Source organism: Paenibacillus amylolyticus, assembly GCF_050990605.1.
GTDB lineage: Bacteria > Bacillota > Bacilli > Paenibacillales > Paenibacillaceae > Paenibacillus > Paenibacillus amylolyticus_H.
Map to the genome: position 1 here is coordinate 505871 of NZ_CP158832.1, position 16957 is coordinate 522827.

13 protein-coding genes are annotated in these 16957 nt (G+C 49.6%); 11 read left to right on the forward strand and 2 right to left on the reverse strand.

The window, feature by feature from the left end; translation table 11 throughout:
• Nucleotides 1–496 precede the first annotated feature (496 nt).
• The 9 genes from ABTV53_RS02365 to ABTV53_RS02405 all read left to right on the forward strand — a co-directional run bounded on the left by ABTV53_RS02365 (nt 497) and on the right by ABTV53_RS02405 (nt 12978).
• Nucleotides 497–1795, forward strand: a complete 1299-nt coding sequence (locus ABTV53_RS02365) for an ABC transporter substrate-binding protein (protein ID WP_433750191.1) — start codon at nt 497–499, stop codon at nt 1793–1795.
• A 363-nt stretch (nt 1796–2158) separates the two neighbouring features.
• On the forward strand, nt 2159–2725 hold the full coding sequence (locus ABTV53_RS02370; RefSeq protein ID WP_433750194.1) for a TetR/AcrR family transcriptional regulator: 567 nt from the start codon (nt 2159–2161) through the stop codon (nt 2723–2725).
• A gap of 60 nt (nt 2726–2785) precedes the next feature.
• Nucleotides 2786–4744: an alpha/beta fold hydrolase gene (locus ABTV53_RS02375; protein WP_433750197.1), complete on the forward strand. Its 1959-nt coding sequence runs from the start codon at nt 2786–2788 to the stop codon at nt 4742–4744.
• Nucleotides 4745–4837: 93 nt separating this feature from the next.
• On the forward strand, nt 4838–5785 hold the full coding sequence (locus ABTV53_RS02380; RefSeq protein ID WP_433750200.1) for an aminopeptidase: 948 nt from the start codon (nt 4838–4840) through the stop codon (nt 5783–5785).
• A gap of 612 nt (nt 5786–6397) precedes the next feature.
• Nucleotides 6398–6832 carry a chemotaxis protein CheW gene (locus ABTV53_RS02385; protein ID WP_433750203.1) on the forward strand — a complete coding sequence of 145 codons (435 nt, stop codon included), beginning with the start codon at nt 6398–6400 and terminating at the stop codon, nt 6830–6832.
• Between the two features lie 202 nt (nt 6833–7034).
• Complete coding sequence (locus ABTV53_RS02390) at nt 7035–10238, forward strand: DEAD/DEAH box helicase (protein ID WP_433750205.1); 3204 nt, start codon at nt 7035–7037, stop codon at nt 10236–10238.
• A gap of 46 nt (nt 10239–10284) precedes the next feature.
• Complete coding sequence (locus ABTV53_RS02395; protein ID WP_433750208.1) at nt 10285–11097, forward strand: hypothetical protein; 813 nt, start codon at nt 10285–10287, stop codon at nt 11095–11097.
• A gap of 276 nt (nt 11098–11373) precedes the next feature.
• Nucleotides 11374–12342, forward strand: coding sequence for a D-alanyl-D-alanine carboxypeptidase family protein (locus ABTV53_RS02400; protein ID WP_433750210.1), 969 nt, complete (start codon nt 11374–11376; stop codon nt 12340–12342).
• A 234-nt stretch (nt 12343–12576) separates the two neighbouring features.
• A complete protein-coding gene (locus tag ABTV53_RS02405) occupies nt 12577–12978 on the forward strand; it encodes a RidA family protein (RefSeq protein WP_433750213.1) in 402 nt (133 codons plus the stop codon).
• A gap of 642 nt (nt 12979–13620) precedes the next feature.
• On the opposite strand, the gene ABTV53_RS02410 is transcribed toward ABTV53_RS02405, so the two are convergent.
• A complete protein-coding gene (locus tag ABTV53_RS02410; protein ID WP_433750216.1) occupies nt 13621–14691 on the reverse strand; it encodes a copper amine oxidase N-terminal domain-containing protein in 1071 nt (356 codons plus the stop codon).
• A 210-nt stretch (nt 14692–14901) separates the two neighbouring features.
• Here ABTV53_RS02410 and ABTV53_RS02415 point away from each other — a divergent pair, with 210 nt between their 5' ends.
• Nucleotides 14902–15378, forward strand: coding sequence for a GNAT family N-acetyltransferase (locus ABTV53_RS02415; RefSeq protein WP_421893069.1), 477 nt, complete (start codon nt 14902–14904; stop codon nt 15376–15378).
• 47 nt (nt 15379–15425) lie between these two features.
• Nucleotides 15426–16496: a Gfo/Idh/MocA family protein gene (locus tag ABTV53_RS02420; protein WP_047840275.1), complete on the forward strand. Its 1071-nt coding sequence runs from the start codon at nt 15426–15428 to the stop codon at nt 16494–16496.
• Between the two features lie 91 nt (nt 16497–16587).
• Here the strand turns inward: ABTV53_RS02420 and ABTV53_RS02425 are convergent, their stop codons facing one another.
• The gene (locus tag ABTV53_RS02425; protein ID WP_433750219.1) at nt 16588–16956 is read right to left on the reverse strand and encodes a hypothetical protein; all 369 of its coding nucleotides are present in this window, start codon (nt 16954–16956) and stop codon (nt 16588–16590) included.
• Nucleotide 16957 lies beyond the last annotated feature (1 nt).

Consider the following 16957-nt stretch of genomic DNA (forward strand, 5'->3'; position numbering starts at 1 on the left):
GCCTGAATGGATTAGGGCAAGGAAGCCACCGAGGTTCAAAGGCGAACGCTCCGCTCCTGCAACGCATTCTTGATCCCTTTGCTCCCACCTCGCATGGAGGTGTGCAAAGGGGAGTCACGCCCGCATAGCTTGGGCATGATTCCTGAAGAGAAAAGACCGATAAAGAGAAATGACCAAGAAAGAAGCTTGTATAGCCAGAAATTTCTTCTGCAGAGTGAAGTGATGGTATGGGCCCTGTCCAAAGCGCTAACGAATCCATCGCATCTTAATAGGTGGATAATCAAGGAATACAAATTTTAACGAACCTCAGTAACGTTATTCGGGTGTAAAGCGGCGTCTGAGCCTTAAAATTCGACCAAATCGACGAAATAACGTGCGCTCGGTTCGTTAGAATGAAAACACGCTTCAAGGGAAGGTTATTCTGTCATCGGAGTGCCAGTGTAAATATTCATTAGTGGAACTGTTATACTGAAACTACTATAGGGAGAGTGTATGTATGAAAAGAATGACGAAGTTGACGTTGCTTATGCTGATTGCTTTTTCGGTAATGCTCGCGGGTTGTGGCAATGGGGACAAGAGTGGCAGTCCGGTCAACACGGATGCTCAAGGTGGTAGCGAGGCTGCTGCCGGGGACAAAACCATTAAAATCTTCCAATTCAAAGTCGAAATTGCGGAAGCTCTTAATCGTCTCAAAGCGGAGTACGAATCCTCCCATCCAGGCGTTAAACTGGACATTCAAACCGTAGGTGGTGGCAGTGACTACGGTGCTGCATTGAAAGCCAAGTTTGCCGCAGGCGAACAACCGGATATTTTCAACGTAGGTGGTTATCGTGAATTGGATACATGGCTTGAATATCTGGAAGATCTGTCTGGAGAATCATGGGCCAAGGATGCGCTTGAAGTAGCCAAAGAGCCAATGACCAAAGACGGCAAGCTATATGGACAGCCGCTGGCGCTGGAGGGTTATGGTTTCATTTATAACAAAGACCTCTTCCAAAAAGCGGGTATTACCGAAATTCCAACGACACTGGAACAATTGGATCAAGCTGCACAGAAACTTCAAGCCGCAGGCATTACGCCATTCTCGAACGGATATCAGGAGTGGTGGGTGCTGGGCAATCATAACGTAAACGTGGCATTTGCCAATCAGGCAGATCCGGTGAAATTCATTCAGGGTTTGAACGAAAGCAAGGAGAAAATTCCTGGTAATCAGGTGTTTAACGACTGGATTAACTTGCTCGACTTAACGCTGAAATACAGCAACAAAAACCCGCTGACAACCGACTACAATACGCAAGTTACATTGTTTGCGAGTGGAGAAGCGGCGATGATGCAGCAAGGGAACTGGACTCAAGTACAGATCGATGGAATCGATCCCGATCTGAATCTGGGTATCCTGCCAATGCCAATTAACAATGAACCCAATGACAAATTGTTTGTGGGCGTGCCAAACTATTGGGTTGTGAACAAGAACTCTCAAGTGAAAACGGAAGCAAAAGAGTTTTTGGAATGGCTCGTAACTTCGGATATCGGGAAACAATACATGACCAAAGAATTCAAATTCATCCCGGCGTTCAGTTCCATCACGGCATCCGAAGAGGATCTGGGTGACCTCGCCACAGAGATCATGAAGTATAGCCAGGAAAATAAAACACTCAGCTGGAACTTTAACCGTTTCCCTGAAGGGGTTCCACAAGAGTATGGCAGCACGATTCAGGCTTACGTTGCAGGCAAATCGGATAAAGCCGCATTGCTAGATGCGTTGCAACAGAACTGGGATAGTCTGAAAAAATAATCCGGATTATGGACTGTATTCACAGGTTAGCCAGAAATCTTATTCTGGTTGGCCTGTTTTTGTTTTTTCGAGGAACCAAAAAAGTACTCGCTGGAAAAACGATAGATGTTAATAACCCTGAAATGTGGATAACCCAAAAGCAGTTTAACGATCTCATGACGTATTTAACACACACTTAATACTATATGTGGATATCCTGTGTGTATAATAACCTAAATGTGGACAAGTAAGGAGTAGCTTGAGCGAAAGAGGATCTTTTGTTAACAGAAATACTTGTTTTCAATCGACTAGTACTGTATAGTTCTAAATATGACAAATCAAAAAATGAACACGGGAGCTGCCAAATCCAAGAGTTCCAATCCAGTGAACCGGACCAAGGCAGTCGAAGTGGCGGCACAATTATTTCTGCGTCAGGGGTACAGCTACGTCAGCATGGATGAAGTCGTGCGAGTGAGTGGGGTATCCAAGTCTAATATTTATTATCATTTTAAAAACAAGGAGGAACTGCTTCAGGCTGTAGTTCAATACTGGATTGCCCAGTATGAGTCGGAACTGTATCTGCTGCTCAGTCAGCGTGAGCGAGGAGTGGAGGAGCGTATCTACTCATTTATGGCATTGCTGTCGGCAGGTATTGAGGGACGAAATTACGAAGGGAGCTGCCCTTTTGTTACGTTATATATGCAGACACCGGACAGTGCACCCCAAGTGAAGGAAAGCATATCCAGATTCTTTCGTGAGCTTAGACCTATGGTGGAGAAGTTGTTTGAGCAAGGTTTGGATCGTGGTGAATTTCGCAAGGGAATCGAACCGGGACCGGCCGCTTTGTTGTTTATTGCAGCATTGGAAGGTTCACTAATCCTAGCGGGAACTGCTCGTGATGTTGGGATTATTGAACAATCGGCACGTACGTTTTGTCAGATGCTTCGTTAATCGAAGCTCTTTTTTTGAATATAAATAGTACTGTATAGTACTAAAAGGAGCCGTAACAGAATGAATGTACATACAACAAACATGAATCAGGTAATAAGCAAGTCTGATATGGCAAGTACGACCATTTTTATGACAGGAAGCACTGGTTTTATCGGCAAAGAAACGGTCAAACAGCTCACGCAAGGAGAAGCTCAATTACTCTTGCTGGTTCGTTCGGAACAGCGAGCCAGAACTGTGCTGAAGGCTTATGGAGTGAAGGATTTCGACCGAATTACCTTTATTACAGGTGATTTGTCCATGTCGGGTCTTGGCCTTACCGCAACGGACCGGGAGCGTGCTCTTGAAGCAAATGTGATCATCCATGCGGGTGGAACGATGGACGTCACTTTGGAACGAAAAGTAGCCGAGCAGATATTCATGAACGGGGCCAGAGAAGTGGCACAGCTAGCACAGGAAATTCACCGTACTCATGGATTGAGACACTTTATCCACGTTGTTGGTTATATGAGTCCTTATGGAGAGCGGAATGAACAGGGGAATTATCTACAGGTTGAGCATGTGGATAACAATGAAAGTGCATATGAAGAGATGAAGTTTCATGCCGATTTGCATATTCGCGAGTATGCAGAACAGCATCACTATCCCTTATCCGTTGTAAATCCGAGTACAGTGGTTGGGCCACGTCCCACAGGTGAAACCGAGCAAACGGGTGGGATTGGCCTGCTCATTCAGGCGATTCAGAAAGGACTTATGCCGGTAGTGCCGGGAGGTTCATCCTATTGGTTACCGCTTGTGGAGAATGACATTGTTGCACAGACGCTTGTTTTTCTATCCAGGGAAGCTGCTCCAGTCGGAGGAACTTATCCACTGTTGGCGCGGAAGGAAGACAGTCCCAATATGAAGGAACTGCTGCAACTCTTGGCGCAGCAATTGGACGTACCCAAGCCCAAAGGGGCTGTGCCACTACCATGGATTCAATGGATCATGAAGTCAGGTGGTTCACGTATCAGTGGTGTTCCAGCGGAGTCGGTTGCTTTTATTACCAATAGGTCATTCCAGGTTGAAGAGACGGAGGCTCTGTTCACACGTATGGGACAATCCTGGCCGGATATCCGGGAACAGCTTCCGCTGGTTACAGCCGATCTGGACTATCGTCTGCGGTATACGCCGTTACCTGATGGTTTTCCGACAGATTATATTCGGTCACGAAGTGGAAATATGGCTATGTTTGGTTGGGAGGGAGAGGGAGAGGGAGAGCCTTGGATTATTGTGCATGGTTTGCTTCAATCTGCGGATGAGATGTTACCGTTAGGAAAACAGCTTAGGGACCGGACCGGGAACCCGGTATGGTTAATCGATCTCGCCGGATTCGGACGGTCCCCGGTGCATCAGGGAGATGAAGCGTTTGAAGGTCAGGTGGATGCACTGCTTACGGCTCTTGGTGAGTTTGAAGGTCCGGTGAAGCTGGTGGGGCATTCGATCGGTGCTGCTATTGCAGCTGCGGCACAGATGCGTAGCGGGCGGACAGACATTCGGCTGGGGTTGCTTCAGCCAGTAGCTAACAATTCGAATCCAAATGTGCTGAGATGGATTTCCCGTTTGCCAAGAGGGGTGATGCGCTCCCTGCTGCGTGGCAGATCGGAGAAAAGTTGGAATCAAATGTTCAGTTCACATAGCGGCGTAGGCGACAACGGTGTTATGGCCGATACCATGGGCAAGAGAATACGCTCCAGTCTCCAGTCCCCTCGCATTGCAGGAGCACATGCAGACTTATTGCGGTGGATCCACTCGGGTCAGAGGAAAGGAGCCAGATCAACGTTGTGGGCGAAAATGGAAAGTCAGCATTATGCCAAGAATGTATTAGTTGTATGGGCCAATCAAGATCAGGAATATCACTATCCCCAGGATATGAACTCACAGGTCAAACGGATAGATGTATCCTATGGACATTACTTTCCGACGTTTCAGTATAAGGAAACAGCTGCAATCCTCGCCGAATGGGCCGATACCTTAAGGTGAGTTCAGGTTTGGACATGCAGGAATCCCGTGCCAATTGTCGAAAGGGTCAAGTCGACTTTTGAGAGCTGAACCAAAGACAGGAGAGATGAATGTATGAGCAAGCAACGTGTGGAAATCAGTAAAAATGTGCTAACCGAATGTCTCGGACTGCGCAGCGGAGAGAATCTGGTAGTTATCGCAGACGATATGAAACGGGATCTGGCTGAATCCATCTATGAGGCAGGCAAAGCACTTGGAGCAGAATCAGTCCTGTTAATCATGAAGGAACGCAGCAGATCTGGAGAAGAGCCACCTGCGCCGATTGCAGAAGCCATGATTCGAGCAGATGTAGCCGTGTGTGTAACGCGATATTCATTAACACATACCCAGGCACGCAAACAAGCCGCTGCTTCAGGAACCCGAGTTGCAACGATGCCCGGCATGACAGAGGATATGTTTATGAACGGAGCCATTACAGCTGAATATTCGCAAGTAAAGGCGTTGACCGAGAAGGTAACAGCTCTATTAACCGCAGGTCGCCATGTGCGAATAGAGAAGCAGGGCCATAGCCTTTCCTTTTCCATTGAAGATCGTAACGGTGTACCAAGCACAGGTATGTATTTGAACCCTGGTGAATCGGGCAACTTGCCGTCAGGAGAAGCCTATATTGCTCCCGTTGAGGGCAAGGGCGAGGGCAGTATTGTTGTAGATGGTTCCGTTGCTGGAATTGGGGCACTCCGTGAACCGATGTTATTAACCGTTAGTGAAGGACGGTTGGTGTCAGCCGAAGGACCAGATGGGGCTCAATTACTGGAAACGCTTGGTGAGGGCGATGGTCGTTTTCTCGGCGAATTCGGGATCGGTACCAATAACAAGGCACGAATCACAGGTGTGGTGCTGGAAGATGAGAAGGTGTACGGGACAATTCATGTGGCCTTTGGCAGCAATAACACATTTGGTGGAACGATTGCCGCGGGTGTTCATATTGATGCAGTTGTACAAAAGCCGGACGTGTACATCGATGACAAGCTGATCATGCGTCAGGGTGAATTGGTCGAATAACTACAGCGAAGGAAATTGGGCGTGTCCACAACGTGTCCACAGTAATGGATAACTGAAGCGGAAATTCAGATTTTACGTCAGATTTACAAACAAATACACAACATGTCCACATTAAATTAATGAATATCCACATGAAACGCCAAAGATATCCACAGCATGTGTGCAATATGTGCACAACTTATCCACAAATCAGGTATAACTCGCGTTTTCATGCGATAAAACAGTCGTTTTGGGGTAATTAAACAAGTTATCCACAGGAATAACGCTTTTTTGTTCCAAGTATTTGAAAACATAGAAACAGATCCATAATATATGGGGATAAAAAAGACCAAAAATCGGCATAAAGCTGATCTTTGGTCTTTTTTTGAATATAATTTTTCAATCCGATGTCAGGTTACTTACGCTCAATATTAAAACGACTGATTTCCACCACCCTCCACAGCAGGGCAAATGAGCAGAGCGGAGACAGCAACCGTAATGCAACGTCTGTTGAAGTTGGCAAAATTGATCTGAAGCCTAAACATTTGGTCAAAAATAACCGATACACCAAAGTAACATCTAATGAGACGAAAGTAGTCTGATTATACGGAATGAGAGGGTATGGGGATAACTATGGACGAGGGAATGCAATATATTAATTTTTCGGTAGGAGACCAGATCTTTGCACTACGGATTGATGAAGTTCATGAGATTATCAGAATGGTGCAGGTGACAACGGTCCCGTTTGGAAGTCCAGAGATCAGAGGTTTTGCTTCGCTGTACGGTAAGGTAGTTTCGGTGGTAAGTCTTCGTGTATTGTTAGGCATGTCGGATCAGGAGGATACCTCTTCTACACGTATTATTGTGGTGCCTTACAAAGGAGGATTTGTACCGCTGATCGTCGATATGGTCGATTCTGTCGTAAGTTACGATCGTTTCGAGGAACCAGCTGAGGAACACCGCCGTTTCATGCTTGGCGTTTTTGACAAAATCGGGTTCTGTGAAGATCATCGTGCAGGCATTTTGAATCTGGATGTATTGCTGGGCAGCTTGATCAGATCATCGTAAGGTAACGATCCGTAATTCTTTGAATATTCAGTATTATCCTTCGGTTGACCCAAATGTTCCTCATCCGCTTTTCGGGAGAAGGGACATTTTTTTGTGCCGATAACGATTGAAATAACCACTTTTTGTGGGCAAAGGTTTTTAAAACCGATCATTTTCGTATATGATGGAGAGTAACAATGCGAAGGGATGACGGGAGACTTTAATGATGCAATCGCTGTATGGAGTATGGCTTGGTGACGTATTTTTTTGTTTTTCCGGTGAAACATCGGAACCGCGTGTGGATGCATGGAGCCACGTGGTAAGAAGGTTGAATTTTGGCGACGGGGGTCGTCTGTTTCAGCCTGCCGCTCTGCGTCTTGCGGAGCTGCGCTGGCCGAATCCGCTGAGGAACACGGCTGAAGCGAAGAACACGAAGCGGCGTCAACTGCTGGGGCGCACATTGGAAGGATTGGCAGTCTCGCCTAAGGATGCCTTCAGGTTGCTGCTGCAATGGGATGACCGTTTGTTAAATGCAGCCGGAATTCAGGTTGGAGAAGAGATGCGTTACTGGATCAAAGCAGCGCAGTTCACACAGGAGCTGCTGTTGCGAGGAGCCATTGCTCCATCGGCTGAATTCGCAGCAAAGACCGGAGCACGGCGACGGACCGGGCAAGAGACATTGACAGGCGTATGGCGGCCACGCTTGCAGCAGGAGGAGGACATCGAACGCTTCCGCGACCTTGCTGAAGCGATGCCTCCGATTGGACTTTCTGCTCCTGGAGCTTATGCTTCATTGGAACCGGATACGCGTGAAGAAGCAGGAGCTGCGGTATTATTTTCATTCATGAGTGGCATGATTCATGCTGTAGTGACAAGTGAACTGGAGGGCATGGACAGCGAACTGTCCCGTTACCGCACCCCATATCGACGCGGATCTTCGCCAGTAGCCGAACTCTGGTGGAACAGTCTGATCTCGATGTTCCGTCCTGTGACGGTGCAAGGGCCGACGGACGATATGACAGCGTTTATTCATACGCTGCAAGAAGTTGGTGGAACGTCAATGCCAATCGTGGGAGCAGAAGAGTTGGCGCCTGCTGAAGGCCAACTGAAGCTGGTGCTCCGCTTGGAGCCTCCACTGGGCGAACATGAAACGATCTGGGGAATAAGCTTTTGGGTGGACAGTGAGCAGGAACCAAGCCTGAGGTTGCCTGCACGGACCATCTGGGCCCATCCGGAGCGAGATCTGGACCGGGGGAAGGTGTTATACACCTCGGCGGCAGAGCAATTATTGATGGCACTCGGGCAAGCAGCAGAAATGGCACCTGAACTGGAGACGGCGCTGCTTACCGCTCGTCCGGAGGGAATTAAGCTGGAGCAGCAGGGTTTCTTTGAATTTCTCACGCATGCAGTTCCACGTTTGCAGAAGGCCGGGATAACCGTTCTCATGCCTTCAAGATGGAGTCGTGCCGGGAAACGTCGTGCGGGACTCCGCCTGCAGATGTTGAATCGTGGAACAGAGCGGTTGCCTGGAGCCACATCGGCACTGGGCATGGAACAATTGGTTGCTTTCAAGGCGGAGCCTATGCTGGATGGTAAACCGGTAACGGCGGAGGAACTGGCAGCGCTCGCTGAATCCACGGTCCCGTATGTCATGTTCCGCGGTGAATGGATTGAAGTGGACACAAAAGAGATTCGCCAAGTCCTTCGTTATATGAAAAAAGAAGAAGAACAATATATGCCTCTCTCCGAATGGCTGCATCTGGCAGCGGATGAAGGGGAGGATTCCGCATGGAAGGGCCTTTCCGTCTTTGGTGCCGAATCCGATGGAATGCTCGCTTTCCTGCTCGATGGACAGGTGCTTCGCAGCATTGAGCCCCGTCAGGTTCCGGCAGAATTGCATGGTGAACTAAGACCCTATCAGGAACGAGGCTACCAATGGTTATCGGCGATGCGTGAGCTAGGCTTTGGCGTATGTCTCGCGGACGATATGGGACTTGGGAAGACAATTCAGGTCATTACCTGTCTGCTGGACCGCAAACACGAGGAACGCCAGGCAGCAGAAGAGGAAGCGCGTGAGAATGAGCTGTTGAATGGATCGGATGATTCTTTCCCGGGAGGTCAGCACACGAATGAGCAGCCTGTTCATCTGCCTGCACTTATTGTGTGTCCTACCTCGCTGCTTGGAAACTGGCAGCGTGAGCTGAAGCGGTTTGCCCCGGATCTGTCGCTGTACATTCATCATGGCGGACAACGGCTACACGGGAATGATTTTCAGGCAGAAGCGCAGACGCATGACATTGTCCTAACGACCTATCATCTGGCAGGCAGAGATGGCCTGGATCTGGCTTCATTGCACTGGTCCACCGTTGTGCTGGATGAGGCACAATATATTAAGAACTACCGTACCAAGCAAGCGCAAAGTGTGATGCGCCTGTCTACACTTCATCGTATTGCGATGACGGGAACGCCTGTAGAGAACCGATTGAGCGAACTTTGGTCGATATTCCAGTTTCTCAATCCGGGGTATCTGGGCACAGCTTCATCGTTCCGCCAGCGGTATACGGGGCTGGGACCATCCGAAGAAAATGCAGCATCCTTGCGTGAGCTTCATCGACTGGTATCTCCATTCATGCTGCGCAGGCTGAAAAGTGATCCGGATATTCGCAAGGATCTGCCAGAGAAGCTTGAACTGAAATCCTATTGTTCTCTGACGCCGGAGCAGACGGTGTTGTACCAGCGTGTGGTGGATGATCTGATGGGTGGTCTGGACGGCAGAAATGGCATTGCCCGGAAGGGGATTGTTCTGTCCTCACTGACCAAGCTCAAGCAGATCTGTGATCATCCGGTGCTGGCGGACAGCAATCGGAAAGACCACGGAAAGGCTGAGGCATCCGGTAAGATGGAACGATTGCTTGAATTGCTCGACGCGATCCGGGATAACGGGGAATCGGCCCTGATCTTCACGCAGTATGTTGCTATGGGAGATCTGTTGGTATCGAGGTTGAAACAGCGATATGAGGAAGAGCCATATTTCCTGCATGGGGGTGTGTCGAAGGCGCAAAGGGATGAGATGGTAGAGACTTTCCAAAAAGGAGAGGGTCCGTCCTTGTTTGTTCTGTCTCTTCGTGCCGGAGGAGTAGGTCTGAATCTGACACGGGCGAGTCATGTTGTTCACTACGACCGGTGGTGGAATCCTGCGGTTGAAAATCAGGCGACGGACCGTGTATTCCGAATTGGGCAGAATCGCAACGTGCAAGTGCATAAGTTGATCTGTCAGGGAACACTGGAGGAACGGATTGATGAGCTGATTGAGAGTAAGAAGGCACTCTCCGAGCAGGTCGTTGGTTCAGGCGAGAATTGGCTGACCGAGATGTCGGATGATGAGCTGCGTGGCCTGATTTCTCTTCAGGGTGAGACGTGGCTGTGACCTTGAACATTCAGGGGAATATAGATGTTGAGAAAGGGGGATTGTTGTGAGCGAAAAATGGAAGATCGAGCTGCATATGTCCCCCGGTGGATGGACAGCAGAAGTAGATACAGCAGCGGATGCGGATCAGGAAGTTTCCGTTTCCGCTTCCGCTGCTGAGGGCAAGACCGGATCGGCCGCAGTCATGTTCACGGTCACGGGAACATCAGCGCCACTGAGCGAAGCCCAGCGCGAGGCTGTGCTGGCTCAGCTGCGCAAGCGCCCGCTGACGCTGTACGCCCTGCTGCGCGGCGGCCCGGCACCCGAGGAGCTCGCCGGGCTGCTGCCGGCTGCGCAAGCGCCGGAGGGCTCGCCAGGCGCAGCAACGGCCAGCGCGGCCGTGGCATGCACCTGCGGCCGCCTGGGCTGCGCGCATGCCGCGGCCGCTGAGCGCGCCGTAGCCGCGCGCCTCGCGGCCGAGCCGCTGCTGCAGCTGGCGCACGCCGGCCTGCCGCGCGAAGCGCTGCTCGCCGGCGTGCTGGGGGCATGGGCGGAGGAACTCGCCCATGATCCCGGCGCCACCGGCCGCGCAGCGGAAACGGCTGGCCGCCCGCAAGTGCGGGGCGGCGAAGGCGGCGCGGCCGTCGGCGAGTGGATCGCCGAGGCAGCCGCAGACGGCGCCATGCACCAGCCGGGGCCGGGCTTTGGCGCCGTTGAGGTGCGCCTCACGCAGCCGGGCAAGCCGCCGGCGTTGCCGGAGCTGACGGCGCTGCTGCCGGGCGTGCCGGCCACCGCAGGGCTGGACTTGATCCGCGAGCGTGTAGCCGCGCGGATGTGGCAGGCTGTCCAGAAGAAGGCGGACAGCCCTGCAACCAAATGATGCACCCATCAGAGCGGGGGAGATCTCAGATCACCCCTGCTTGTTTTATTGCATGATTTTCCCTTTTCATTTCTATTGTGTACAGCACGGGAATGGTGCTCTAAAAGTCCGAAAAACGATCATACAGGCTTTACAGCCCGTATAAGTTCATTCGGATCTCTTCTAAAGGACGTCTTTACCGGTGGAGCTTCGCTCCCAATTAAGGTATACTGTCGCAGGGAACACTGCACGCAGACAACTATATAACATTTATATTATTGGGATAGGAGTTTTTACATGAAATCAACTACAGGAAGACAGCGCCGTATGGTGGTTATGTTGTCCTCATTGATGATATGCGGAGCATTGCTTGCCGCGTGCCAGAATGGCACAGAGGAGAGTAAGGATCCGAATGGAGCAGGTAACACGCAACAAGAGTCAGACGGCACAACGGTTCATTTTACGGAGGATAAAGGAACGGGCGGCGATAATCCTGGCGGGGATGACACATCATCTTCTGGCAACAGCGGTGAAGGCACAGGCAGCGAGTCAGGTAATGCTTCAGCTGGCGGAGAGCAGGGCTCTTCGGAGGATGGGAATGGTGCGACAGCGGAAGATCCATTACTGGAGAAACGCAGTATCAGTGCACTGCAAACGACGATTGATGCACAATCCGTGGTGACCAATGCCGAGTCTATGACCGTCATTGTGAACAAGCAACGGAGTCTGCCTGACGGTTACGAGCCGGACGATCTGGTGGAGCCGAATGTACCGTTCTCCTTCGACGAACCTCACGAGAAGCGGCATATGCGCAAGGAAGCTGCTGAGGCACTGGAGAAGTTGTTTGCAGGTGCAAAGGCGGATGGTATTGAGCTTCGTGCGGTGTCCGGCTATCGTTCATATCACCGTCAGGTATCCATCTACAACAACAATGTCAAAACCAAAGGTCAAGAATACACAGATCGTGTAAGCTCTGTGCCAGGCCGAAGCGAACATCAGACGGGTCTTGCCATTGATGTATCCAGTCCAAGTGTGGGCAATGTGCTGGAAGAGGTATTCGGCACATCGAAGGAAGGCCAGTGGTTGGCTGAACACGCTGCAGAATACGGATATGTCATCCGTTATCTGCAAGGTGAAGAAGACACAACCGGTTACGTCTATGAGCCTTGGCATATTCGGTACATCGGTACCGATTTGGCACCGGATGTGGCGAAGAGTGGGTTAACTCTGGAAGAATACTTCGATGAGGCTAATATCAAGTTGTAATCTGGATGCTTCCTCCTTAAAGAAAAGATACTAATACTAATTCTCATAAATCCCCGAATGAACCGTCCTTGATCTAACCAATGGGCAGTCAATCAGGGGATTTTTTTCTGTGCAAAAATGTTAATGGAATTAAGGTAGAATTAAACCTCATTCCATTGTCTGAGATGATGGGGGACTGATATAATTCATGTTTAATCCAATTAGAGAAATACAACCAAAGCGAGGGACGAGAGAATGAGCAGACAGCAGGTATTTACCGGTTCCCCATGGGAACCATTGGTGGGATATTGCCGTGCCATCCGTGTAGGGAATCGAATCGAAGTGGCGGGTACAACCGCCATGCAAGATGGTGTAGTCGTTGGGGCAGGTGATCCGTATGCACAGACAAGGTTCGTTTTGCAGACGATCGAGAATGCATTGAAAGAACTGGGGGCTGACATGTCGCATGTGGTGAGAACCCGAATGTTTGTGACCGATATCTCCAGGTGGGAGGAAGTTGGCAAGGCGCACGGTGAATTTTTTGGACAGATCCAACCTGTAGCCACCATGGTTGAAGTTAGCGCACTTATTGATCCCTTGTTGATGGTTGAGATTGAAGTGGAAGCGATTGTTGAAGATGAAGTCCTAGCCGAGTGATTCTGGCGAATGGTCTGAGGATTTTCTAATGAACACAGGACGTCTTATTTGGCCCTCAGGTCCTCTTCTTAAAATGTAAAGAACACCAGACACGTTATTTCTCGAATTCCTCTGATAAAAACGCTGTAAACAGCTGTTTATTCTGATATAGCGTGTCTCAGATTCCTTAGATTTCTGCGGGTGCTTCAAATCCTTGAATAAGACGCCTCAGATTCGTTAGCGTTAACGCCGCTTGCTCTTACATTCAGTATGCAACGTATTTCGTATGCAGCGCACATCGCACGTGTCTGCTCCGGACAAGTTTCAGGTACGCTTCGCTTTGGAGCAAGTTTGTAGACACGATCTAAAAAAACTAAAAACTAAAAACTAAAAACTAAAAACTAAAAACCAACAAACCCAAAAAAATAACCTTACCGTGCTTGTCAGAAGACAAGCGGATAAGGTTATTTTGAATTGACTTCGCCGCCTGGCCGCACGGCTGAGCTCTTGATGCGCCACACTCATTACACCGCGCGGCAGGAGCTACATGCGGATGGCTGGTCATTATGATGCTCCACACTCATGACCTCGCGCTAAGCGATGCACATGGTCGTCTGCAACAACATATAACATGTGTTTCAGCCAGACGTTTTTCCAATCGTCTTATTTCGCTTCCAGCTCTGCTGCTGGTGTTTCAACAACCACTTTCCAAGCTGTTCCGATCGGAGGCAGGCTACGTGTCAGCATAGGACTGTAGAAGCCGATGATTTTAGCGCCTTTGGTCAGTTCTTCGGCTTTCACCGTTTCACCTTCGTGGTTCACGATCAGTGTGTCTTTAGCGATGTTCAGCACGACATGGTCAGGAGCCGTCTCCGTTAATCGTGTACCTTTAATCTCAATCTGCGAGATAAGGCCATCTGCAGTATTTACATTTTCAATGGTACCTGCTGTACCCAGAACCTCTTTCAATTGTGTTTCAGAATCTGTAGCGTCATCCAGTACAGTGACTTTATAGGTAGGCGTTTGTGGTGGCAGACTGCGGGTAGTGATCAGGGAATGCTCAGCTTCCACGTTCATGCCAATGGCCAGATCAGTCAGTGGAATCTCTTTCCCCTCAACCGAGATGAATTTTGTCTCATCGCTCAGATTGAGGACGATACCATCCGTACCTGCACCGCCAATCTGGATGGACTTATATTTATCCTGGTTCGAGATTCTGGTAATTACACCACGTTCAGTAACCGTCTTTACGTCCTCTTCACTGGAGATTGTCACCTGATTTCCTGTTGTGTTCACTTGTCCATGCAGTACCTTTTCGGCAAAAGAAGCCGGTACATACAATGTGCCGCCTGTGATTTCGGGCGCTGTACCCAGCGTGAGCAGCATTTTATTGACGGAATATTGATCCTTGCCTGTGATTACCTGTGTCCACAGTACACCTCGTGTCAGCTCTGCAGTTTTATTTTCTTTATTCCATTTCAGTTCAATACCCAGTGCTTCGGTAAGATCGCGCAGCGGGATCATGGCTACTTTGCCATCCTTGTTCCAGTAACCATCGGAGATGGATGCACCATTCACGGATACGTTTATTGCATCAGCTGCCTTACTATCTGCTGAAACGGATGTTTGATGGCCTGGTTGTGTGTTGTCCAGTGTTGCTGCATAAGCGGCTCCACCGCCGAGTGCCATGGATAGGGCCATAAGAGCACTTACTTTTTTCATGTTGTTATTCATCAATATTCATCCCTTCTAATCTTTGGACTGTCGCGGTAAAATCTTCCTTAGGGCCGCTTCAAGTTAATAGACGGGACAAATCGTCTCAGTGTTGCAGTTGGTATGTAATGAATGTAAACGGTATGTTAGTTTAGTTTTGAAATATCGCTTGTATTGCAGGTTATCCGCAGCAGAATCAGGTTAATTCAAGTACGAGGAGGAACGGATTAGATGAGTGATATGTTGGTAGCGCTCTATCGTTTGCCGGAACAAGAGAGTGGACTGCGATCATTGGAGGAATCTTCCATTGTGATTCGAAGAGCCATTGCACCAGAGAAGCAGCTTGTACTGGATTGGGTGAGGTCACATTTTAGCCAGGCTTGGGTGGATGAATGTGAGGTCGCTTTTGCACGTCAGCCCGTGTCCTGTTACATTGCGGTTGAACATGGGAAAATGATTGGTTTTGCCTGTTACGAAGCGACATATCGCAACTTCTTCGGCCCGACTGGCGTGAGCCAGGATGCACGGGGCAAAGGGGTAGGTACAGCCCTGTTACTGGCCTGTATGCATGCGATGAAGGCGGATGGGTATGGTTATGCCATTATCGGATCAGCGGGACCTGTGGATTTCTATGCCCGAACATTGGGTGCAGTGAAGATTGAAAATTCAACGCCGGGTATTTACGAAGGCATGCTGCGGGCAGACTAGACGATAATGATGTTCTGGAAGTTGTGGAAAAGGAAGGGAGGACGATGATGAGCACAAAACAAATGTTACACATCGGAATGATCGGTACAGGATCCATATCGGATCTTCATATGAGGTGTTATGCCAAAAACGAGGATGCCGTCATCTATGCCATCTGTGATCTGAACGAAGAGCGGGCTAAGGCTGCGGCGCAGAAGTATGATGCCCAATCCGTGTACACCGATTATCGGGAGATGCTGGAGGACCCGCATGTGGATGCTGTCAGTATATGTACCTGGAACAATACACACGCGGAATTCGCCATTGCTGCACTGGAGGCAGGCAAGCATGTGTTACTGGAGAAACCGGTGGCAACCAATGTGGAAGATGCGCTGCGGATTGAAGAAGCGGTGAAGAAGAGCGGACGTACCTTTATCGTTGGATTTGTGCGTCGTTATGATAACAATATGCAGATGATGCGCAGATTCATTGATGCCGGGGAATTTGGTGAACTGTATTATGCGAAAGCTTCCATTCTGCGGCGTCACGGTAATCCAGGCGGTTGGTTCGCTGACAAAAGCCGTTCCGGCGGAGGTCCTCTGATTGACCTGGGCGTACATATTATCGACCAATGCTGGTATCTGATGGGTAGGCCCAAGCCTGTCTCGGTCAGTGGTAATACGTATCGGAAGCTGGGCAATCGTGCCCATATCGAACATCTTTCTTTTTACAAAGCAGCCGACTACAGCGCAGCTGTGAATGACGTAGAAGATATGGCGAATGCACTCATTCGGTTTGAAAATGGGGCTTCATTGGCGGTGGATGTGAGCTTTACCCTGCATGCACGCGGAGATGAATCTTCAGTGAAATTATACGGTGAGCGTGGTGGGTTCGAACTGGAGCCGGAGACACTCATCGTCACGGAGAAAAATAACACCATCCTGAATATTGAACCCCAGACGGACAATACGGGTCTCCATATTCATAGTGCATTCCAGAACCAGATCGACCACTTTGTGGATTGCTGTCTGAACGGGACAGAGCCGATCAGCCCAATTGCGGATGGGGTGGCTTCCACGCGCATGCTGTGCGGAATCTACGAATCTGCTGAGAAAGGGCAGGAGATTCGTCTGGACTGAGTCCGTTTCATGTTGCGGTTGGCCCTCGTATAACAAAAGCATGCGTCCTCCGCGTGATCTGCGGCTGCGCATGCTTTTTGGCATCCTGCTGTTATTTGTTCAGTGGTGAATTCTCGTACCCAGGGTCATCATAATCCGTATCCTGCAGCCTTGGAAGCACGTTCATGCTCTCAATGGCCTGCCGGGTATCCGGTGTGCCATGGTCATAAAGAAAGGTATACAGCAAGGTCATGCCATCCGTAAATTGCTCTGTCGCCTCATCATGATCTGCTGATTTATAGGGCACCGGGGCCCGTTGCAAAGTATAGGCATCGTCATCTTCCAATACCTTCATCAGATCCTTCAATCGGCCTAACTGTTCGTCATCCACCAACACCTCAAAAGGTGTAGATTCGTTCTTGTTTTGCTCAATAAGATTATGTGTTACTGATACATACAGATGTTGTTTACCGTCCTGCATA